The 21,822-nt window shown below is 47.5% G+C and carries 26 protein-coding genes; 7 read left to right on the plus strand and 19 right to left on the minus strand.

Going from position 1 to position 21,822, the window contains the following annotated elements; all coding sequences use genetic code 11:
* Positions 1-93: 93 nt before the first annotated feature.
* Both ON063_RS09470 and ON063_RS09475 read right to left on the minus strand, forming a co-directional pair.
* Positions 94-1,107, minus strand: a complete 1,014-nt coding sequence (locus ON063_RS09470) for a LacI family DNA-binding transcriptional regulator (RefSeq protein WP_214748647.1) — start codon at positions 1,105-1,107, stop codon at positions 94-96.
* A 146-nt stretch (positions 1,108-1,253) separates the two neighbouring features.
* Entirely contained in the window at positions 1,254-2,126 is an 873-nt protein-coding gene (locus ON063_RS09475; RefSeq protein WP_274664956.1) for a TetR/AcrR family transcriptional regulator, read from the minus strand.
* A 164-nt stretch (positions 2,127-2,290) separates the two neighbouring features.
* On the opposite strand from ON063_RS09475, the gene ON063_RS09480 reads away from it, so the two are divergent.
* Positions 2,291-3,787, plus strand: a complete 1,497-nt coding sequence (locus ON063_RS09480; RefSeq protein ID WP_274664957.1) for a DHA2 family efflux MFS transporter permease subunit — start codon at positions 2,291-2,293, stop codon at positions 3,785-3,787.
* A 143-nt stretch (positions 3,788-3,930) separates the two neighbouring features.
* On the plus strand, positions 3,931-4,554 hold the full coding sequence (locus ON063_RS09485) for a glucosaminidase domain-containing protein (RefSeq protein ID WP_214696933.1): 624 nt from the start codon (positions 3,931-3,933) through the stop codon (positions 4,552-4,554).
* A 211-nt stretch (positions 4,555-4,765) separates the two neighbouring features.
* Here the strand turns inward: ON063_RS09485 and ON063_RS09490 are convergent, their stop codons facing one another.
* From ON063_RS09490 to ON063_RS09500, 3 genes are read right to left on the minus strand one after another with little or no spacing between them, the layout of a single operon-like run.
* Positions 4,766-5,854: a HAMP domain-containing sensor histidine kinase gene (locus ON063_RS09490; RefSeq protein WP_274664958.1), complete on the minus strand. Its 1,089-nt coding sequence runs from the start codon at positions 5,852-5,854 to the stop codon at positions 4,766-4,768.
* A complete protein-coding gene (locus ON063_RS09495) occupies positions 5,851-6,543 on the minus strand; it encodes a response regulator transcription factor (RefSeq protein WP_274664959.1) in 693 nt (230 codons plus the stop codon). The genes ON063_RS09490 and ON063_RS09495 overlap by 4 nt, the downstream gene beginning before the upstream one ends.
* Positions 6,544-6,554: 11 nt before the next feature.
* Positions 6,555-7,109, minus strand: coding sequence for a class I SAM-dependent methyltransferase (locus tag ON063_RS09500; protein WP_274664960.1), 555 nt, complete (start codon positions 7,107-7,109; stop codon positions 6,555-6,557).
* A 149-nt stretch (positions 7,110-7,258) separates the two neighbouring features.
* On the opposite strand from ON063_RS09500, the gene ON063_RS09505 reads away from it, so the two are divergent.
* On the plus strand, positions 7,259-7,711 hold the full coding sequence (locus ON063_RS09505; RefSeq protein WP_274664961.1) for a DedA family protein: 453 nt from the start codon (positions 7,259-7,261) through the stop codon (positions 7,709-7,711).
* Here the strand turns inward: ON063_RS09505 and ON063_RS09510 are convergent.
* On the minus strand, positions 7,708-8,721 hold the full coding sequence (locus ON063_RS09510) for an ABC transporter permease (RefSeq protein WP_274664962.1): 1,014 nt from the start codon (positions 8,719-8,721) through the stop codon (positions 7,708-7,710). The genes ON063_RS09505 and ON063_RS09510 overlap by 4 nt on opposite strands.
* Positions 8,714-9,442, minus strand: a complete 729-nt coding sequence (locus tag ON063_RS09515; RefSeq protein ID WP_274664963.1) for an ABC transporter ATP-binding protein — start codon at positions 9,440-9,442, stop codon at positions 8,714-8,716. Before ON063_RS09515 ends, ON063_RS09510 begins: the two co-directional genes overlap by 8 nt.
* A 171-nt stretch (positions 9,443-9,613) precedes the next feature.
* On the opposite strand from ON063_RS09515, the gene ON063_RS09520 reads away from it, so the two are divergent.
* Positions 9,614-10,222, plus strand: coding sequence for a TetR/AcrR family transcriptional regulator (locus tag ON063_RS09520; RefSeq protein WP_274664964.1), 609 nt, complete (start codon positions 9,614-9,616; stop codon positions 10,220-10,222).
* An 11-nt stretch (positions 10,223-10,233) separates the two neighbouring features.
* Here the strand turns inward: ON063_RS09520 and ON063_RS09525 are convergent, their stop codons facing one another.
* The 6 genes from ON063_RS09525 to ON063_RS09550 form a co-directional block, all read right to left on the minus strand.
* Positions 10,234-11,532, minus strand: a complete 1,299-nt coding sequence (locus ON063_RS09525; RefSeq protein WP_274664965.1) for a HAMP domain-containing sensor histidine kinase — start codon at positions 11,530-11,532, stop codon at positions 10,234-10,236.
* Positions 11,529-12,203, minus strand: coding sequence for a response regulator transcription factor (locus ON063_RS09530; protein ID WP_274664966.1), 675 nt, complete (start codon positions 12,201-12,203; stop codon positions 11,529-11,531). The genes ON063_RS09525 and ON063_RS09530 overlap by 4 nt, the downstream gene beginning before the upstream one ends.
* Positions 12,204-12,227: 24 nt before the next feature.
* Entirely contained in the window at positions 12,228-13,382 is a 1,155-nt protein-coding gene (locus tag ON063_RS09535; protein WP_274664967.1) for an ABC transporter permease, read from the minus strand.
* The gene (locus ON063_RS09540; RefSeq protein WP_274664968.1) at positions 13,379-14,065 is read right to left on the minus strand and encodes an ABC transporter ATP-binding protein; all 687 of its coding nucleotides are present in this window, start codon (positions 14,063-14,065) and stop codon (positions 13,379-13,381) included. Before ON063_RS09540 ends, ON063_RS09535 begins: the two co-directional genes overlap by 4 nt.
* Positions 14,065-14,706, minus strand: a complete 642-nt coding sequence (locus ON063_RS09545) for an efflux RND transporter periplasmic adaptor subunit (protein WP_274664969.1) — start codon at positions 14,704-14,706, stop codon at positions 14,065-14,067. The genes ON063_RS09540 and ON063_RS09545 overlap by 1 nt, the downstream gene beginning before the upstream one ends.
* A gap of 150 nt (positions 14,707-14,856) precedes the next feature.
* The gene (locus ON063_RS09550; RefSeq protein WP_274664970.1) at positions 14,857-15,240 is read right to left on the minus strand and encodes a hypothetical protein; all 384 of its coding nucleotides are present in this window, start codon (positions 15,238-15,240) and stop codon (positions 14,857-14,859) included.
* A gap of 186 nt (positions 15,241-15,426) precedes the next feature.
* Between ON063_RS09550 and ON063_RS09555 the strand changes: the two genes are divergently transcribed.
* From ON063_RS09555 to ON063_RS09565, 3 genes are all read left to right on the plus strand, one after another.
* Positions 15,427-16,923 carry a phytoene desaturase family protein gene (locus ON063_RS09555; protein WP_274664971.1) on the plus strand — a complete coding sequence of 499 codons (1,497 nt, stop codon included), beginning with the start codon at positions 15,427-15,429 and terminating at the stop codon, positions 16,921-16,923.
* A 113-nt stretch (positions 16,924-17,036) separates the two neighbouring features.
* Positions 17,037-17,762, plus strand: coding sequence for a hypothetical protein (locus ON063_RS09560; protein ID WP_274664972.1), 726 nt, complete (start codon positions 17,037-17,039; stop codon positions 17,760-17,762).
* Positions 17,763-17,771: 9 nt separating this feature from the next.
* Positions 17,772-18,500, plus strand: coding sequence for an ATP-binding cassette domain-containing protein (locus ON063_RS09565; protein ID WP_274664973.1), 729 nt, complete (start codon positions 17,772-17,774; stop codon positions 18,498-18,500).
* Positions 18,501-18,610: 110 nt separating this feature from the next.
* On the opposite strand, the gene ON063_RS09570 is transcribed toward ON063_RS09565, so the two are convergent.
* The 6 genes from ON063_RS09570 to ON063_RS09595 all read right to left on the minus strand — a co-directional run bounded on the left by ON063_RS09570 (position 18,611) and on the right by ON063_RS09595 (position 21,812).
* Entirely contained in the window at positions 18,611-19,087 is a 477-nt protein-coding gene (locus ON063_RS09570; RefSeq protein ID WP_274664974.1) for a hypothetical protein, read from the minus strand.
* Complete coding sequence (locus ON063_RS09575) at positions 19,080-19,571, minus strand: hypothetical protein (protein WP_274664975.1); 492 nt, start codon at positions 19,569-19,571, stop codon at positions 19,080-19,082. The genes ON063_RS09570 and ON063_RS09575 overlap by 8 nt, the downstream gene beginning before the upstream one ends.
* Positions 19,572-19,628: 57 nt before the next feature.
* On the minus strand, positions 19,629-20,099 hold the full coding sequence (locus ON063_RS09580) for a hypothetical protein (protein WP_274664976.1): 471 nt from the start codon (positions 20,097-20,099) through the stop codon (positions 19,629-19,631).
* Between the two features lie 129 nt (positions 20,100-20,228).
* Complete coding sequence (locus tag ON063_RS09585) at positions 20,229-20,702, minus strand: DMT family transporter (RefSeq protein WP_274664977.1); 474 nt, start codon at positions 20,700-20,702, stop codon at positions 20,229-20,231.
* A 12-nt stretch (positions 20,703-20,714) separates the two neighbouring features.
* Complete coding sequence (locus ON063_RS09590) at positions 20,715-21,374, minus strand: Crp/Fnr family transcriptional regulator (protein WP_274664978.1); 660 nt, start codon at positions 21,372-21,374, stop codon at positions 20,715-20,717.
* 12 nt (positions 21,375-21,386) lie between these two features.
* The gene (locus ON063_RS09595; protein ID WP_274664979.1) at positions 21,387-21,812 is read right to left on the minus strand and encodes a DMT family transporter; all 426 of its coding nucleotides are present in this window, start codon (positions 21,810-21,812) and stop codon (positions 21,387-21,389) included.
* Positions 21,813-21,822 lie beyond the last annotated feature (10 nt).

Raw genomic sequence — 21,822 nt, forward strand, 5'->3', positions numbered from 1 at the left:
TTCGATTTTCTCTAAAAATGACTTTCGAAATCGCGCTCCCTTCTCCATCCGCTGAAGAAAAGAGAGCGACTTCGAAATATCATTGGCTATAAATCACTGTTTGACCGGTGCACAAGAGGCCCGTTCTACTAAGCGTACCGGAATGATACGACGTTCGGTGAGTCGCTCTTTCGCGGTCATTTGTTCAAGTAAAAGTTCTGCTGCCGCTTCCCCGATTTCATCCGTATCTTGGCGAATCGTAGTCAGTTTCGGCGTAATGTATTGGATCATTTCAATGTCGTCGTATCCGATGACAGAGATGTCATTCGGGACGTGAAGACCATGTTCGTGAATCGCTTCGATGACACCGATTGCCATCTGATCCCCGGCCACAAAGACAGCGGTCGGTTGATCGTCTAATTCAAGCAATCGTTCCATCGCTTGCTTCCCTTCTCCGACTGAGAAGAAACCGGCGTTGACGAGATAGCCCGGTCGAATCGGAAGGTTCAGCTCTTGCATCGCAAGTTCATATCCTTTGATCCGTGCCGCTCCAGCGTCAATCGTCTCATCCCCAGCGATGTGGGCAATTTTTCGATGACCGAGTTCATAGAGGTAATTCACAGCGAGACGTGCCCCCTCGATGTTGTCGGAATAGACGACGCTACAATTGGCGCTGTCCATATCGACGACGACGATCGGGATGTCGCTTCGCATGAGCTCCTGAACTTGCTCATCCATTCGGTCCGAGCAGATGACGACGATGCCGTCGACCGCACGGTGTTTGAAGTGTTCGAGATAACTCATGTCACGATTGCGCAGGTTACGCGAGGCGAAGATCAAATCGTAGCCTTGCTCCTCTGTCGCGTGACGAAAACTTTCGATGATCCCATTGAAGAACGGGTGCTTCATCCCAACTTCATTCGCCTCTGAGAACATGACTCCGATCGCCCATGATTTTTTCGTCGATAACGACTGGGCATGTGCGTTCGGCAAGTAGTCCATCTCAGCAGCGGCTTGAAGAATCTTTGCTCTCGTCTTGTCGCTCACGTCTTTGTAGTTGTTCAACGCTTTGGACACTGTCGTGATTGAGAATCCTGTTTTTTTGGCTAAATCATAAATCGTACCCATGTTATTCTCCTCTTCCCGAAAGCGCTTTCGGCAATTTGATTGTAGCGCATGAATTTGTAGGAATCAATTCTTTTTCGAGGAAACTTTTTGATTCTTTTTTCCATTCCTTGTTTCTTCTATATTACTGTATCGGGAAATTTTTGTCCTTAATGTGTCCGTGTATACAGCCAAACAAGATTCGTAAACTTTTGGACTTCCGTCTCGCCTGTCACGCCTTTAAATAGACGCTGAAACGGCTTCAACAATTGCTCTAAGACAATTTTCCGAAGGCGTTCTTGTTTCAGTTCATGTGAGATTGCATCGAACAAATCTCGTTGTTCTTCCGTCATCTCGACATGTTCTTCGATGCGAGCAGCCATCTCAATCAATTCTTCAATCGTAATGAGATGTTTATCTGTCGTGCCACGCATTTGATCGACCGTGACCGGGTTCAAGACGTGCTCCCCTGTCTCTATCATTCGTGCAGCAATCAGTTCTACGTACGTATATAAACTCCTTACGACTTTTTGAGGAGAGTAAGCGGCATTCGTGATCCGGTTCGTGAACAAGATATGTTGCAACATTCCGTTGAAGAGCACCGTCAATTCCATCGAATACGGTCTGACAGCCTCTCCGATGATTTCCGTCAAACGCATCGCAATCCATTCAATTTCATAAATGCGATGTTGAAGTACGAGTTTCTTCAGTTCATTCTCGTTTGACGACATGATCGATTCAAATAACGCGTGCAAATTCCGTTCTTCGTTCAATTGAATCAGAATTGAAATCTGCTCAATGAAGACGTCGCGATCTCGTTTGTCCCGTCCCATCTGCATCTCGATTCGACGCTGGCCTGCATCATATCGCAAGTTCTCGAGGATGCTGGCCACACAATCTGTCTTCGACGAGAAGTAGTTATAAAACGTCCCTTTTGAGATATTGGCGCGATCGATGATCTCTTGCACCGATGTGTGTTGCACTCCATTTTCGATGAAGAGAGACATGGCAATATCTGCGACTTTTCGCTTTTTCTCTTTCATTCTTTCATGACTCCGTTCTATCTGGTTTGTACCTTTACTATAGCACCGAAAACCATTTTAGACTAATAGTACAAAATAGTTGCTTTATTTATACAACGGGTATAAAATCATTTCATTGACACTTACCAACACATAACTATTTAGAAAATAAAGGAGCCATCCATATGAAACCAGAATTCCAAAAGAAACCGCCTTACGTCATGTTGGCGGTGCTCTTTGCGGGTGCGTTTATCGCATTCCTGAACAACTCATTACTCAACGTCGCGCTCCCCTCAATCATGGTCGATCTCGAGATTGCAGACTACTCGACCGTACAATGGCTCGCGACCGGATTTATGCTCGTGACGGGTGTGCTCGTCCCGGCATCCGCCTATTTGATCACTCGTTTTTCAAACCGCAGCTTGTTCATCACCTCGATGAGCATCTTTGCGCTTGGTACGGCGATCGCTGCCTTCTCACCAAGTTTCGGTTGGCTTTTGACTGGTCGAATGATTCAAGCAGTCGGTGCCTCAACGATGGGGCCACTCTTAATGAACGTCATGCTCGTCAGTTTCCCGCGTGAAAAACGGGGGATGGCGATGGGAATCTTCGGGCTCGTCATGATCTCGGCACCTGCGATCGGGCCGACACTCTCGGGTTATATCGTCGAGTACTATGATTGGCGCGTCTTATTCGAAATGATTTTACCGCTCGCCATCATCGGTCTCGCGCTCGCTGTTTGGAAAGCGGAGAACGTCATGGTCCAAAACAAAGATCAGTCACTCGATTACTTGTCACTCGTCTTATCGACGCTCGGATTTGGTGGGATTTTGTATGGTGTCAGTTCAGCAAGCTCGGACGGCTGGGATAACCCAATCGTCTTGGCGACGATGATTGTCGGTGCCATCTCGTTGATCGCATTCATCTATCGTCAGCTCCATATGGAAAAACCATTGCTCGATTTGCGCGCTTACAAACATCCGATGTTCGCACTCGCGTCAGTCATTGCGATGGTCAACGCGGTCGCGATGTTCTCCGGTATGATTTTGACACCGGCTTACGTCCAAAGCGTTCGTGGCATCTCCCCACTCGATTCAGGACTCATGCTTCTCCCTGGTGCGATCATCATGGGAATCATGTCGCCGATCACAGGGAAACTGTTTGACCGATTTGGACCAAAATTATTGGCACTTACCGGATTGACAATCACCGCCGTATCGACGTACATGCTCGCAAACGTCCAACTTGACTCGACCTACACATACATCGTCTTAACGTACACGTTGCGTATGTTTGGGATGTCAATGGTCATGATGCCCATCATGACTAATGGATTGAACCAATTACCGACTCGCCTCAATCCGCATGGAACGGCTATCAACAACACGGCCCAACAAGTATCTGGTGCGATTGGTACGGCAGTTCTAGTCACTATTATGAATTCGGTGACACGCGCAGAAGCTGAATCATTGATGACAGGCGTCGATCCTGCGACGCTCACAGAGAGCTCGATGGGTGCCATCACTCAGCAAGCCCTCTTGTCTGGGATTCAATATTCATTTTACGTCGCACTCGGGATGAACCTTTTAGCGCTCGTCCTTGCGTTCTTTGTACAACGAGTGGATGTACGGAAGTTCGATGATAATGTAGAAGCTGTTGAAGAATTGAAACAGGCTAATTAAATGTTGAGAAGCCGCTTTGAATGTTGAATTCAGAGCGGCTTTTTAATTTCTCATTCCCTTTATACACAAATATGAAATTAAACTTTAATACATATATGGTATTATTTCTCAATGGATAGGATTCATTTAGGAGGGTACATATTATGAAAAAAGTGTTCGGCTTTATCATTGTTGTTCTTCTGGTCACTTCATCTTTCGTCTCGACTGGATCAATCGTTGAGGCGGCCCCAAAGAAGCAGAATCGTGCTATCATGGGAGTATCGGCTTTGACTCCGCAACAAATGGCGGATTACGTAAAACAAAAGAATCCTCGTGATGTCCGGCTCGCGAAAACGTCTGTCGAAGATTTGGCGAAACTTTTCGTCATCATCGGTGCAAAAGAAGGCGTCCGTGGTGATGTTGCGTTCGCGCAGGCGCTGAAAGAGACGGGTTATTTCCGTTATGGCGGCGATGTCCTTCCAAAGCAGCATAACTACTCAGGGATTGGGACGACTGGGAACGGCGTGAAGGGACACTTTTTCCGTTCACCACATCAAGGGGTAACCGCTCAAATTCAGCATCTAAAGGCATACGCCTCAAAAGATGCGCTGAATATGACAAAAGTCGATCCACGCTTCCACCTCGTCAAACGGGGCTCTGCGACGACTTGGCCGTCACTTCACCGAAAGTGGGCCATGCAGCCAAAAGGAAATTACGGGAATGAGATTCTTTCGATTTATCAAGAAATGTCGAAAACACCGAAACGTGTCGCTAAAGCAAAACGATGAAGAAATGTAGGGGTGAAAGAACGTGACGTGCAAACAAGTTAGACTCGCGAGCGGAATCGCATTATTCGTGACCGGCGTGATGTTGTTACTCAAGCGCTAATGAGCATTTCGGGCAGTTGTCCGAGTGCTTTTTTTGTGGGTTTATTTGCTCAACACAAAAAAGTCGCAGCATTTTATAAATGCTACGACGTTAAAATCTAAGGACAGTTACTTACTCACGTTCTATATGTTGAGAAACCGGAAACAACACCCGAAAACAAATGATCTGACCTTCGATCGGTTCGGCTGTCAACGTCCCGCCATGCAACAAAATGATTTGGCGCGCAATCGATAAACCCAATCCATCACCTGGAGTGACCCCTCTCGACGAATCGACGCGATACGTGCGATCAAAGAGATGGGGGATGGCTTCAATTGTTTCTACTGTTGTCGCATTTGAAATAGACCATTCAATCTGCTGTCCTTTCGTTTGAAGTCTAATCTCGATTGGACTCGTTTGCTCGGCGTATTTCCAAGCATTCGAGAACAGGTTTTCAAATACACGAATGAGCTGTTCTTGATCAGCCTCTATCCATCGATCAGGTTGAATCGACAGGTGTAATCGATGACCTCTTTCCTTAAACAACGGTTCCATCTCATGGATGAGTTGCGTCGTCAATAAGCTCAGATTGAGTTTCTGCTTCTTTAATTGCATATTCGGGGCATAAAGTCGGTTTACATCCATCAACTGATCTAGCAGATGTTCGAGCTGATCTGTCTTTTCATTTAAGATACGAAAATGATCGTTCTCTTCAGGTGTCAGGTCACGATTCATTTGGAGTAGCTGGGTATAACCTTTGATGCTCGTGAGCGGTGTTCGTAAATCATGCGACAGGTTGGAAAATAGTTGGTTCCGCTCTTCTTCGTGCGCCCGCTCCTTCTCAAACAATTCGCTTAACTGCCGTGACATCCGATTCACACTTTCTCCAAGTGAGGCGATTTCGTCTCGTCCTTCGACATCGACAGTTCGACCGAGATCACCGTTTGCAATCTGTTCAATCTCACTCGATAAATACGTGATTTTTCGAAGTGTTTTCCGCATCATGATTGAAAATCCAATGATGAACACGAGAATGGCAAGAAACGTCACGCTTAAAAAGATTAAATTTGAGGTCATGGGGTCCACTAGTAATTCATTACGCATATAGTACAATCCAATCGGATAAGCGATGACTAGAAATACAATCGTTGCAATCAATGCGTTAATTAAAATGATACCGATTAACTTCACTAGCAACCGATCCCATTGTCTCTGTCTCATAATCGATACCCCACACCCCACACCGTCTTGATCATCGTTGGTTTTCGTGGTGTGTCTTCCAATTTCTCACGAATTTTTGTGATGTGGACCATCACGGTATTGTCGACCTCAAATGCTGCTTCACCCCATACGGCCTCATAAATCTGTTCGACAGTTAGGACTTGGTTCGGATGTCGCATAAAATAGGCAAGAATATCGAACTCTTTAGGTGTAAGCCGAATCAACACCTCGCCTTTTCGACATTGTCGCGTCTGTAAATCAAGTATCACGTTTTCAAAGACGAGCGTACTCGTCACATCTGTTCGATCTGCCCCATAATCACGATACCGTCTGAGTAACGATTTAACACGAAGCGTCACTTCAAGCGGATTGAATGGTTTCTTCATATAATCGTCCGCCCCGACAGAAATCCCTTGCATCAAATCGAGGTCGCTCGTTTTTGCGGTCAGCATCAAAATCGGCATAAACTGTGTCTTTCGAATTTCAATACAAGCCTCAATTCCACCCATGATGGGCATCATCAAATCGAGAATGAGTAAATCAATCGTTTCGGTCGACGCGAGGTCGAGCACTTCTTGTCCGTTTTTCGCAAATCGAAGTGCATATCCTTCATTTTTTAAATAGATGGCAAGTAATTCTCGAATCGCCTCATCGTCGTCGGCGATACAGATGACGGGTTGTGATCGCATGTTTTTCCTCCTTACACGGTGCAATGAAATAAGTATATGGGTGGTACGTTTCGATATTCTCGTTCGATCGACACACGATTAAACACATGTTGAAAATGACGCTTTCGCATTTTTGTATATTGAATCGTTAAAAACAAACCCGTTTTCGACAGAACAGCTTTTATTTCCCGTAAAATGTTCTCCGTTTGTTGAGAACCTAATGTGATAAATGGAAGTCCGGATACGAGGACATCCACTTCTTTAATGTTCAGTGTTTGTAACGTATCCTGCAAGTCGACAACGTTCGCTTCGACAATGAAGATTCGATCAAACTCACCATAACGATTTGTTAAATACTGAATCATATCCGCATCTGTTTCAATTAACACGAGCATAGCATCTTTTCGCATTTTTCGAATGATTTCTTCGGTACAACCGGTTGTTCTCGGTTCTATCTCCACAATTACACTCGCTGCTTCTAACACATCTTTCGGTGTCATTCGTTCAGCCAAATATGTTGATTCCGGCGAAATCATTTTAGCTTCATCCAGGTAGTTCATATATTGATTGAGCCATGATTGGATCATCTCGATTCCACTTCTTTCGTTGTTGATAGCTTGAGTGTATCGAGTGAATCGCAACACATTCTGACGAACTTCTTAAGATTTCTTAAGAGAATACTAAAAACTCCTTACGCTTGCGAGTGAATACTAGACAAGGTAAGGAGTGAAACGTTATGGAAATGATCATACATTATGGCATGCTCGCCATCGGTATCATGTTTACCCCATTATCTGACGACGTCTTAATGATCACGCATCTGACGGTCGCGGATGCTTTTGTCCCAAGTTGGCTTTTATTTGTCTCCACTTGGATTCTCTTCACGCTCACGTTCGGCTGGTTTTATTTAATCGGGAAAGGACTCCATCACATTTTACCAATGCGACAACGAGAATCTCGTTATCTCAAGAGAGCTGAGGCATTCTATCAAAAGTATGGAGCGCGCACCATTATGATTTCTTATTTTATCCCTGGCCTTCGGCACCCGCTCCATTACATCGCCGGGTTCACGTCGCTCAAACTTCGCACGTATGCGTTCTATACGACTATCTCTGCATTTTTCTATACGGGTGCTTGGTTTCTCGTCATCGGACTGGCCAATCAAATCCCGGCGTGCGTTTTAATTTAATGTCCTCTGTATTTCCCAAGCGCTCGCATGTTTAAGAGATACAAGACACCTGCATAGAGAATCAAACCGAGTAAATACACCCAGATGCCTGAGAAGCCACTTCCGTAGACCATCACTTCCTTGATTGCTGTTGCTCCGTAAAAGATTGGCATGACGTAACTCAAGTTCCCGAGACCATATGGAATCAAGTCGAGCGGAATGAGTCCCGAGAAGAACACTTGCGGGATGATGGTGAACGGAATCATCTGCACGACCTGTAATTCCGAACGGGCAAACACCGAGATGGTCGCTCCGAAGAGAACGGCCGTACCCGCCATGAGTAGCATCGTCAACATGACCCACGCCATGTTCCCAAGAGAAGACAGACCGAGCACATAAATGGAATAGAGTACGATAAAAATTGACTGTATCACCGCAAACGTCCCGTATCCGAGCGTATACCCTAAAATGACTTGCCCTCGCTTGATCGGAGTCATCAAAAGTCGTTCGAGCGTACCGCCGCTACGTTCTTTAACGAGTGCCATCGCGGATAAGATGAACACGAAGAAGAACGAGAAGAGAGATAGGAAGACGAATCCGAACGAATCGAACGTCGACTGTCCTTCTTCCCCATACACGAATGACGTATCGATCTCGGCTGCGGGGTTGAGCGTCGTCAACGCATCCTGAATTTCACTAACCGCCTTCGACGACTTCGTCGATGGTTCACGCAATGTGATGGTCGTTCCTGCCTGGTCCATTTCAAAGACAGCATCGACATGTTCATTGTCTTCGATGTATGCTTTCGGATCATTGAACGTTGCTTGTTCCACCTCGATCGTCTCTTCTTCAAACGCATTGACGAGCTGTTCTGGTGCGTTGTCATCAAGGACGACAGTTGGCACGTAATCCGAGTCACCGAGCAAGAAGTAGACGAGTGTCAAAATGAGGAGCGGTGCAATCAAAATCAAGGCCACACTTCGTTTATCGTTCAACGTTTGGAAGATGACACGTTTCGCTAAGTTACGCATGACCGCCCACCTCCTCTTTCCCGGCAATCAAGAACAGTTCTTCCACGCGACCGTTCTCGGTCTGGTCGAGCAAGTCCTGTACATGGTCATAGGCAATCAACCGTCCATTGTAGACGAGCGCGGCACGATCGCACTCGAGCACTTCGTCCATGACGTGCGTCGAGACGATGATGGTCGTCCCCTCTCTCCGAATCACTTGAAACTGATTCCAAATTTGACGACGTAAGATCGGGTCAATCCCGACCGTCGGTTCATCGAGGAACAGCACATCTGGCTTATGCAAGATAGCAATGGCTAGCGACAGACGTTTTTTCATCCCGCCTGAAAAATTACGGACGAGTTTATGCCGGTCGTTCGTTAAATCGACAAGGTCGAGCACTTCTGTGATTCGGTCCTGGAGCGCTTTTTTCCCTAACTTATAAATTGAACCGAAGAAGGCGAGGTTCGCCTCGGCCGACAAGTCTTCGTACAAGCCATCGTTTTGCGGCATAAATCCGATTTGCTGGAGCATATCCATGTTTGGCATATTCGTTTCACCGATGTGGACACTTCCTTTGTCCGGTGCGAGGGCACCGATCATGAGTCGGATGAGGGTTGTCTTCCCCGATCCAGACGGTCCGAGCAAACAGCAAATCTCACCGGATGGGATCGTGAAGTCGATGTTGTCGATGGCAAGCTGGTCACCGAACGACTTGTCGACGTGTTGCAATTGAATGTTCATTTCTATCACTCCTTTTCGGCGCCTCATCGTGTATACTCAAGATAATCGACACCGTGTTGGTTTATAAGTTCAGTATAGACCTGGTTCACGGTAGCAACAATCGTCAATATCGGTCATCGTGTTGGTTTTCCGACAGATGAACTTCATGTGTTGAGGAAAAGGAGAAATAATATGGAACAAACCGATTTACGCGTCATCCGGACGAAGAAGTTGATCAAAGATGCCTTCTTCAGCCTTATTGAAGAACAGGGATTTGAAGCCGTCACCGTCAAGCAGTTGACCGAACGGGCCGGCATCAATCGAGGAACCTTTTATAGCCACTATGTGGATAAGTTCGAGTTGATGGAGAAATGTGTCGATGAAATTTTTGAGGAAGCCGAACAGAAATTGATTCATCAGTTGCCACACATCTTCGGAGAAGAACGGACCGACAACTCGTACCATTACCTCATTCCGTTCATCCGTTTCATCGAAGACAACCAAATCATCATGAAGCCGCTCCTCGGACCGAATGGAGACCCGACGTTCCAGGCAAAGCTTCGAAAATTTATGCAAGCTGCCTTGTTTCAGCGCTCTCCGGTAACCTTGTTTAATCCGGATAAGATGATGGTCCCACCGACTTATCTCGTCGCCTATCTCTCATCAGCTCACATGGGGGTCATCTACGAATGGCTGAACAATCCGTCTTCGGAAGAAACGGCGGAAGACATCGCCCGGATCATCTATACAATCACCTATGAAGGACCGCTCGTTGCCGGCGGGTTGAATCTACAAAAATAAGGACAGGTGTTTTACCTGTCCTCCTTTGGAAAGACGACTCTTGCCGTTGTCCCAATCTGTTTCTCACTCGCTAACGTAATCTCCCCACCATGTAACTGTACGATTTCACGGGCGATGGCGAGCCCTAGTCCCGAACCGTTGCGATGACGAGATGTGTCGGCCTGATAAAATCGTTCAAACGCCCGGTCCACTTGTTCAGGTGTCATGCCCTCTCCTTCGTCTCGAATCTCACACGTAATCTGCGTCGCATCCTCTTTCACCAAAAGATGAAGCGTACTTTCTTCATATGCATATTCGACCGCATTTTTTAGGAGATTCGTCCAAACCTGCTGTAGAAGGGAAGCATCCCCCTTCATCACGACTTCGTCCATAGTCAAATCTAGGTTCATTCGTTTGCGCGTCATCTCTGAGTCTAAGGATAAGATGGCCTCCCGGACCTGCTCACTGAGAGACAGTTCTGTCGCATGTAGACCGACAATCGTGTGGTCCAATTTCGCTAGACGGAGCACGTCTTGTGACAAACGCGATAGTCGCTTCCCTTCACGCTCGATTTTCATGGCATACTCGATTTGCTTTTCAGAAGTTCCGTCTCTTTTTAATAACGTGGCATACCCTAAAATCGAAGCGACAGGTGTCTTGAATTCATGTGCCATGACGGATGCCAATTCCTCGTTCTTCGTTTCATTCGTCTCAAGCGTCTCGGTCATTTTGTTGAACTGTTTCGCAAGTGTTCCAATCTCATCTGTCGCGTCATCATGGATTCGTACGGATAAGTCTCCCGTGGTCACACGATTGACGGCATCCGTGACACGGTCGATCCGTCGCGTCATCAGGCGAACTGCGAACAGAATGAGGCCACTTGAAATGAGTGCTGTCAGGAATAGGGTTTGTAACGACACGTCACGGAAAATCGAAATCGGATTCTCTTCTGCGTTTGGAGACAACGTGACAACGGTCTCATCGAGTAAAAAAGCGACTTGTGGAAGACGGTCCGTCTGTGAGATGGTCTCGCCTCGTTCTAATTTTGCGCGCTCCTCAACACTCCACTCCGTGCGATCATAGCGTATCGACTGTACATTTAGTGTCGTATCATCAAAAAGGTCCAAGACTGCTTCAGATGCAAGGTTGTATTCTTGTGAAGCTTTTTGTATACTGCCAGCCCTCTCTACCAACATCTCTTCGACCTGCGTCTTCAGTGTGTTGAACTGAAAGGTCAAGAAAATCGTGAAGGTCAAGAGGATCGGAATCAACAAGAGTCCAAAGAAAATCATTAAGAATCGTCCATAAATGGTACTGATGAATCGTTTCATTCGTTTAGCTCCAATCGGTAACCAAGACCCCACACCGTACTGATTTGAAATGCATCAATCGGCTTCAGACGCGCACGCAGTCGATTGATATGGACGTCGACCGTTCGGGTCTCACTCTCCGTCTCATACCCCCAAATCCGGTCTAACAATTGTTGCCGGGTGAAGACTTGATTGAGATGAGTCGCCAAAAAATAAAGGAGTTCAAACTCTTTACGTGGAATTTCGATTGTCTCGGTCGTTGTTTGTACCGTCAGCGTCGTTTCATCGAGCACGCAGTCGCTCAGCTGAATCTGATGACTGTGATGAATACGCGCTCGGCGTAACAACGCCTCAATCCGTAATTCAAGTTCTTCGAGATCAATCGGTTTGACGACATAGTCATCCGCTCCGGCATGAAACCCTCTCTTTTTGTCATTCATCGCATCGAGGACCGTCAGCATGAGCACCGGGAGCGTATATCCGGCGTCACGTAATTGTCCCGTCAACTCACGTCCGTCCAACCGTGGCATCATCACATCGGTAATGAGCAAATCGACTGGCTCACGGTCGAGCCAATCGAGTGCTTCTTCTCCATCTTTTGCATGAAGGACGCGATAGCCGGCCACCGTCAAATAATCGACTAATAAACCGCCGAGCGCCTCATCATCTTCTGCGAGTAAAATGGTGACCATATTGCTTACCTTCTTTCTAATGGCTTATACGTTTCGCAACGCTTCAATCGGTTGCAAGTTCGAGGCTTTGCGGGCTGGGATGTAGCCGAACACGACCCCGATTACGACAGAGAAACCGAGTGCCAATCCGACAGTTGAACTTGCCAGTGTGAACGGTACGCCCATGACGAGCGTCAGTCCGAAGGCGAGCAGTCCGCCAATCAAGACACCGACGAGCCCTCCGAGCATCGAAAGCAGGACGGACTCAAACAAGAACTGTTGTCGAATCTTACCAGGTGTCGCACCGAGAGCTTTACGCAGTCCTATCTCGCTTGTTCGTTCGGTCACCGAAACGAGCATCATGTTCATGATGCCGATGCCTCCGACGAGTAAAGAAATCGAAGCGATGCCGACGAGGAGCATACTGAGAAGCGCATTGATTTGATCGATGGATGCGAGCGCGTCCTCAAAGCTCGTTACCGTGAAGGCGTCACGCCCATTGAATGCGGTCGTCAGCTGTTGTGTCACTTCATCTTGTACAACAGCTGATGCACCCGGTTCGGTATATAAATCAAACGTGGCAATCGTCCCTTGATGAAACTGTGTTAGTGCAGTCGTCACAGGGATGACAATCGCCTCGTCTGTTGACATGGAAAATTCCGATGATGGCGCAAGCGTTCCAACGACGGTGTAACGAATCCCACCAACGGAAATCTCTTCCCCGAGAGGAGAGGATGTCGGAAACGCCTCTTTCGCAATCGTTTCTCCGAGCAAAGCGACACGTGTCTGTTGATCGACGTCGAGTGGCGTCAATCCGCGCCCGGTTGCGACGACCGAATCATCCTTGAAGTACGCTTCACTTTTTCCAAGAATGGTTTGTTGTTCCGTCTGCCCCGCTACATATACATCGGTCATTTGACTCAGCGTCGGAGAGAGTGAGGCGACCCCATCGATGGCCTCAAGTCGGTCCATGTCCGCCATACTGACACCGGCCTTCCCATCTTCTCCAATTTGAACGGTCATGCGATCAGCTCCAAACGTTGCGACTTCGTCGTTGATGGAATCGGTCACACCGGAAATGATCGTCATCAAAGCAATAATCGAAGCCGTCCCAATGACAATCCCTAAAATCGTCAAGAAGGAGCGCATCTTGTGACTGATGACCGTCAACCAAGCCATGCGTATATTTTCTCGAATCATCGCACCCGTTCCTCCTTTTCAATCTTCCCGTCACGCACATGTACGATACGAGTCGCTTCTTTGGCGATATCGATATCATGGGTGATCATGATGATTGTCTTTCCTTCCGCATGTAGCTCGTGAAAAAGCGCCATGATTTGACGACCGTTCGTTTGATCTAACGCACCCGTCGGCTCGTCCGCGAGAAGAAGCGATGGATTCGTCACGAGCGCCCGAGCGATGGCGACACGTTGCTGCTGACCACCTGACAACTGATTCGGCAGGTGATTCATCTTATCGCTTAATCCGACACGTGTTAGCATCTGTCGAGTTCGTTCCTGTCTTTCCGCTTTTGAAGATCGTTGATAAATGAGCGGAAGTTCCACGTTCTCTCGAGCACTCAACCGAGGAAGTAGATTGAATTGCTGAAAGATAAACCCGATGCGTTCGTTCCGAAAAAGAGAGAGCTCCGTTTCGGACAATCCGGTCACATCCTTGTTCCCAAACCGGTAACGACCGCTCGAATAACCATCGAGACAACCAAGGATGTTCATGAGTGTCGACTTCCCTGAGCCGGACGGTCCTAAAATGGCGACGAACTCGCCTTCTTTCACCTCTAAATCGATTCCTCGTAATACGGTCTGCCGATTGTCACCCTCCCCGTACGATTTAGTCAATTGTTCGACCGAGATGAGCGTCGTCATCATTGCACACCTCCGATTCGTGGAGGCATCAACCCGCCACTCGTCGTCTCGTCGAGTAAGAGTACTTCTGTGTCATCCAATCCATCCTTGATCTCGACTCGGCTTCCGTCTGTCAATCCAAGTTCGACCTGTCGTTTCACCGGACCTTCGTCTCCTTGCACATATACGTATGCATCTTCATCCTCAAACGTGATGCTGTCGAGCGAGAGCGTCTCCGCATTCTCTGCACGATCGACGATTAAACTTCCTTCTAACGTCATCCCATTCCGTAAATTGTCCGTCTCAGGGAGGGTCACGGTCATCGCATAGCGAGCGGATGCTCCAGGTGTTGTCATCGGTTCTGCCTCCTCTGAGATAACATCGATTGTCCCTTCGACCTCTGCATCGAGCGCTGTCACATAAATCGTCAAGTCATCTCCCTCATTCACTTTTCCGATATCTCGCTCGTCTACCATCAAACGCCCTGTCGATTCTTCTCCGACTGTCGTGACTTGTCCCGCAAACGTGTAACGATTTTCAATCGTCTCCACTGAGACGGCTTCCGTTTTATATTCAGTTGCATCCGGCATCAAGAAGACTCCAGCTCCTAATGTAAGGGCAAGCACTCCAATCCCCATGCCCCATTTCAGTTTTTTGTTCATCCTGTGTTCCTCCTTATTGTTGATACGTTAAGGATAAACACAAGTTGTAAACAAATTATATATGTTCCTCCTTATTGTTGATACGTTAAGGATAAACACAAGTTGTAAACAAATTATAAACGCCTCTCGCGATAAACGAGAGGCGTCCACTTATGAAACGCGAACATGCACATGCAAGTTCCCATTTGCTTCAGTTGTCGTCTGGTATGCGTTCTGTACTGCCTCTAAATCATGCCAGGCAATGCGGTATGACTTTCCTCGCATCCCTTCAAACTCGAAGGCGAGATGTTGTAAATCCGACATACCTAGGATGCGGTCAAACGGTCCACCCTCGCCAGTCCACTCCAATTGATTCGCCGAATCCTTCAATACGAGGTCGAGTCCATGTATCACTTTTTCTTTGATCAATTGTCCATCCGCCGCAACACGCATCCCGTCTTGAATATCATGCATTCGACACGATTCAATCTCATCAAACGGAATGGTGATTTCATGGCCGTTCGCAAAGTGAAGCGTGATTGTTTTTACGATCATCTTAGATTCCTACTTTCGTTCAGTCTCTGTTCCCTTACTATACATAACTTTTGTCGGTTCAGGGATGACATCTTTGTGGATGTGGCAAATCCGTAAAAGCATGTTCGTTTCATTTGGAAACGGGAATAGAAAAGATAGCACTCATTCTGTTTTTTGAAAATAACACTTCGGAAAGGCGGCGAATATATGCCATCAGTGGAAAAGTCGGTCATCGTCATCGGCGGAGGGCTCGGCGGCTTGTCAGCGGCCATCTCACTCGCTCAAAAAGGTTACGACGTCTCACTCTACGAAAAGAACGACCACATCGGCGGGAAAGTGAATCGGCTCGAACAAGACGGATTCGGTTTCGACCTCGGACCCTCGATTTTAACGATGCCTCACATCTTCGACAAACTGTTCCGTGGAAGTGGGAAACGCATGGAAGACTATGTATCCATCCAGCGGCTTGAGCTCGAATGGCGCTCGTTCTTCCCGGACGATACCGTCCTCGACCTTTACCATGACCTCGAACAGATGCAGCGGGCAAACCCTTCCCTCTCTCGAAAAGACATGCAGGAATATCGGGAACTGTTGAATTACGCAGCCCGCATCTATAAGACGACCGAGAAGGGCTACTTGGCCGAAGGGTTTGAATCCCCATTAGAAGCCGTCATGAAAACGGGCATCTTCCCGACCCTATTCGGATTCGATTTGACGTCGACGATGTATAGCGCCATCAAGAAACGGATCAGCAACCCACATCTTCGAGACATGCTGTCGTATTACGTCAAATATGTTGGGTCGTCTCCTTATAACGCACCAGCCGTCTTAAACATGATGATTTACATGCAGTACGCCCAAGGCTGTTGGTACGTCGAAGGTGGGACCCACAAACTCGCGGAAGGATTGACAAAGCTCGCCGAAGAAATCGGTGTGAAGCTACATACCGGTCAGGGCGTCGTCCGTGCCCACGCGGTGAATGAAAAGATTACAGCAATCGAGCTTGAAGATGGACGTCTCCGTTCGGCCGATTATTTTGTCTCGAACATGGAAGTGATCCCGTTCTATCAGAAAATGGTCGACGCCGACGAACAGTACGTCGACAAACTCGTCGATAAATATGAACCGGCCAGCTCTGGCTTCGTCCTCCATCTCGGCGTGAAGAAAGCCTATCCTCAGCTCGCGCACCATAACTTCTACTTCTCCGAAAACTTGCATGAGCAGATGGACAAAATCTTTGAGAAACACGAACTTCCGGACGACCCGACGATTTATCTCGTCAACGTCAACAAGACCGATCCGACTCAAGCGCCACCGGGACATGAGAACATAAAAATCTTGCCTCACATCCCGTATATCCAAGACAATCCGTTCACCGAAGAAGAATACGCCGCCTTTGAAGAGCGTGTTCTCGATAAGTTAGAACGGATGGGTCTCGATGGTCTGCGTGAACATACGGTGACGCGTGACGTATGGACGCCTCATGATATCGAGCGGACGTATGGATCGGACCGAGGAGCTATTTATGGAACGGTCGCCGACAAGAATCGGAACGGTGGCTTCAAGCATAAGAAGCAGAGCGAACTCTATCACAATCTCTACTTCGTCGGGGGAACCGTCAACCCGGGCGGCGGTATGCCAATGGTGACGTTGAGTGGTCAACAAGTGAGCGATAAAATCGCGAAACGTGACAAAGTGAAATGACTTTCTTTCATCCCTCATTCAATATGAGGGATTATTTTTTGAAACTTTTTCCAATCTCCTTCCGTATATTGTGCTACGATACAAACAATCAAATAGACAAACGGAGGAACAAGATGCATCAAATCACAAGTTATTTATTTATGTATGCCAAAGTTGTCGTCACGGATAAAGTTCCATTCATCTGGACATTCGTAATTCCACTCATTATCGCCTTGACGCAGTCATCTTCAGATATTCGCCAAGCGACGACAGCGGAATACTACCCAGGACTCTCTTATTTCTGGGTGTATATTATTCTTGCTACATATGTGAACGGTGTGGGCATCGAACTCGCCCGCATGCGCGAATATGGACTGATGAAAACATACGTGATGATTTCCGGGAACAAACTGACGTATGTCATCGCCGTCATCTTGGCGCAACTTCTATTCGCCTCCATCAGCCTACTTTTATTCACAACGGTCGTTACGCTCGTACACGGATTCTTCTCGTTCAAATTGATTGCAACGTCTCTACTCGTATTGATTGGGAGTATCCCGTTCGCGGTTGCCAGTGTCGCCATCACGGCACTTCCAGTGAAAGTGTCGAGTCTCGGAACGTTCGCAAACATTCTGATGTTCCCACTCTTTTTATTGGCAATCAAGTCACCTGATCAATGGTTCAGCTTCCTCAACCCGTTCTACGCGCTCCATGAATTCGCGCTCGGGTTGCTGCATCTGACGACTCAAGTCGATCTCTCGTTCGGAGTATGGGCGACATTCCTTTCCGTATTCGGTTACTTCATCATCGGTGCGATTGCGTTGAAACGCTTCAGTCTCGTCTCACTCATCACACGCTAGGAGGTTCTTATGCACGTAACCCAACTCACTTATCGCTATCCGAAAGCGACGCGCCCTGTACTCGACGGCGTCTCGTTCACCCTGCAACCAAATAAGCTGAATGTGTTGATCGGACAAAACGGTGCCGGCAAGACGACACTGTTTGATTGTATGACGGGTACCCTTCCCGTTGACAAAGCGTCACTCGACCTCGTTCCGACAACGGACATGTTGTATTTGACACAACTCATGTACAACCATCATGAGTTGACAGGAAAAGACTTCGCCTATTTCATCGGACGCCTGTCGCAGCGCCCCGACTTCAAGAAACTTGAGTCTTATATAAACAATCTTTCGACGTCCCGAGAACAAGAACTTTTCGAACATCTATGGACGATGAAACTCGGGAAGATGTCTGTCGGGGAGAAAAAATGGCTCTTCGTGACACTATTGTCTTCCATCAAGCGTTCCCTCTACTTATTCGATGAGCCAACGAGCGGGGTCGACCCGGCGTCACGCATTCAAATCATGCGTCGCCTGCAGCGACTCGTCGATGACGGTAAGACATGCCTCATCTCGACGCATCAGTTGCATGACTTGGCTCAACTTGATGCCCACGTCATCTTCTTGCACGGCGGACGTATTTTGTATGAAGGGGACTTCCAAGACTGGCTCAAAGAATCTGGAACGACCGACCCGGATGAAGCGTTCGTTCGGATGGTCGACACACCACTTGATGATGTGGCGGTGACACGATGAATGACTCGTTTTGGGAACGACACCGGTTCACATTCTATACAATCGGCATGGTCGTCTGCGGTTTTCTCATCTCCATGTTCTCATGAAAAAACTCAGCCTCTGACGCTCTGTCAGGGGCTGAGTTTCTGTTTACGATGTGCTTGTCGTAACTCTCGATTGGTCACATGCTCCGGGTCCGCTTCACGTAGTTTACGGTCCATCGGGATGTACAAGATGAGAAGCGGGATGACGCCAATCAATGTGACACCGAGTAGTTTCTGCATCGAATCGAGTGCGAACTTCGTGAGGAAAGTGAATACACCAAGTGACACAAACATAGTGACGATGATTAGAAATTCTCGGCGAACGAGACGTTGATATTCCTCGTCTTCGTTGAATGTGCGTAACAGTTTCATCCGTCGCCATGCTTGATAGAGCATCGGCAGTTGAGTCACGAGGAAAGAGAAGGCAACCGTCGTCACCGTGACACCTTTTATGACTGAAACGACTAGAAATAAAAACAGGCCGATGATGCCAAATATTGCGCTGACCCCTCGCGCGTCGAGATCCTGTTCGACCATTTTGGGGAGACGTTCTTGTTTATCCATTCACTTTCCTCCTTTTTTGTTTCTTCCGCTCAAATTGGACATGGCCGAGCTCGACACCCGTCACATGTAACGGGTCGATTTCTTTTAGCTTGCGGTCTAAGCGAACGCTTAACGTCAACAAGCTGATGATTCCGATAAACGCTGCAATGATGAACGTGAGTAATGTAATCCATTCAAGCTCTATACAAGCAATCAGGATGAGAAGCAGAAGCGGCTGAGCAAAATTCAATAAAAACTCGAACCGCACAAGTTGTTGGTATTGCGTGTCCTCGTTAAATAAAAGGAGTAACTTTTTGCGATGCCATGCATGATACAAGAGCGGAACTTGTCCAACGAGAAGCATCGGTAACAATAAGAGAATATCCGTCTTCCAAAAATATAAAAAGAAGAGCAACATGACGCCGATTAACGGAATCACCATTTGTCTCTTTCGTTTCTCATCATCTCTCAACATTCGTTCTAATCTAACTTCATGGTCTACCATCGAATCCCCTCGAGTGTTCTCGTTATTTTTATGTACGAAATCTATTCTCGATTCGTTTCATTCCTTACGCTTCTCCCGATTCATCAGTCCCAATAAACTCTCGACGACATGTTCGTCATCAATCTTCAGAACCTTCCAATCCACCCATGACTCAAGAAGTAGGCAACCCGCAATGAGAACAGCTCCACCAAGGCTCATCGTGTCTAGCGTAATGTACTTCAGTGAGTAGAGCGCCAACATCGACATGACACCAATCAAGAGAACGAACTGTACGGTGCCTTTCAAGTAGATGAATCTTCGATATATAGTCGAGTCATTGAATTGTAAAAACAACTGAATTTTGTGCCATGTTGCCACCAGAAGCGGCATGAGCATCGCCGCACAAAAGATGAACAGGGATAGGCTCATTCTTGAATCATTGAACAATAGCCAAAGCGCTGTCACTACACCGATGATCATCACAAAGAGCGGACCCTTTTTAGTCCATGCCTTGTCATATAAGTATTCCATTCGTTCTTCCCGTAACACATCACACACCTCCAACAGTAAAAATCATCCAATTCTCTCTGTATGTTCATCTTAACAATCTAAAAACAAACTTTCGAGGATTTTCCATTAAAAAGGAAAAAGCACCTGATGTGGATCAGATGCTTTTCGTTATCCGGCTTTCGAAACTTTCGCTGATGTGACGGGTGTCTTCCCACTCAACTGAAACACGAGCACTCCACCAACAATCAAGACAATCCCGACGGCTGTCTTCCATGTGAACGGGACGGCCGCCAAACCGAACCAACCTAACGTATCCCAGAGAAGCGCGAATAGGATTTGAGACACCATGACGATCGAGATGGCATAACTCGGTCCGAGCCGCTCGACACCTTGCGTTACACTCATGACGACCCCGACGCCAAGGATTCCGCTGAACCAGTACCATGTCTCCATCTCCTCTACTCGGAACAAGGCACTCCCTTCTTGGAATAGACCGATCAGGAGCGATGCTAAAAATCCGAGTCCAAGGACGAGTGTCGTCGTCGCCCACGCACCAACACGCTTTTTAACATTGGCGTTAAACGTATTTTGTACACAGACGAGCATTCCGCCGATGACAGCAAGCATCATCCCAATCGCCATGGTTCTCCCCTCCTATTCATAAATACTCTCCCCGACAATCTCCAACAACCCTTCCCGGTCGATGATGGTAATCATCCGCCGATTTCGTTCAATCAATCCTGCCTCGACGAAACGCCGAAGCGTCCGGTTCACATGACGATAACTCGTCCCAATCAAATCAGCGATATCCGTCAATTGATCGACAGTCGAACCTAGCGTTTGGTCATCTGGCGTCATCGACAATAAATAACTCGCCAAACGTACTTCGACAGGATAGAACAAGTTGAAGCTGAGGGACTGCGACTTCCGTTCGAACTTTCGCGTGATTTCTTCCAATAAATAATGTAACCAGGCGACTTCTCCGTGCGCGTGACGTACTAAATCCTCGAATCGGATGACGAGCATCTCAACTTCTGTGACAGCTTCGACCGTATTCAAATAAGGAGTCCGCTGAATATATTCGATATCCCCAATTAAATCGAGCGGATATTTGAAGGAGAGGACGAGTCGTTTGCCGGTAGCGGAAGTATGAGAGACTCGAATCTTCCCTTTTACTAAGAACCGAAGATGCTCTGCTTCATCGCCTTGCGTACAAATGACGTCTCCTGCCTCATATCGGACAAGCTTCAATTTTTGTTGCGCAGCGACGGGCAAAACGGCTAATTCAAATTGCTTCACATACGCCTCAACCATATACGTTTCCCCCTACCATTTTAATAAAATGACCCCCGCAATCATCATGAACACCCCGAACAACTGCATCCCGTTCAAGTTCCGACGCACCATCCCGAACCATCCACGCCAGTCAATGACGAGCGCGAGCGCCAACTGTGCGATGAGAAACAAGGAAATCGTGAGCGTGACTCCGAGCTCGTGGACGGCTGTCATATTACTGAACAAGATGATCGCCGCGAACGCTCCGCCAGATAAATAGAGCGGGTTCACGTGACGCATCTCGATATACGTGCGGTCGCGTAACGCCAACATGACGAGGAGCGCGATGATGAATCCTGTGAACTGTGTCAACGTCGCCGCTTGCCACGTCCCAATCTGTGAACTGATTCGCGCATTCGCAACACTTTGCAATGTCAGAAAGAAGCCCCCACTAATCGCAAACAACATCCCTCGCATCGTTCTCCCC

This window comes from Exiguobacterium sp. B2(2022) (assembly GCF_028823655.1).
Classification (GTDB): domain Bacteria; phylum Bacillota; class Bacilli; order Exiguobacteriales; family Exiguobacteriaceae; genus Exiguobacterium; species Exiguobacterium aestuarii_A.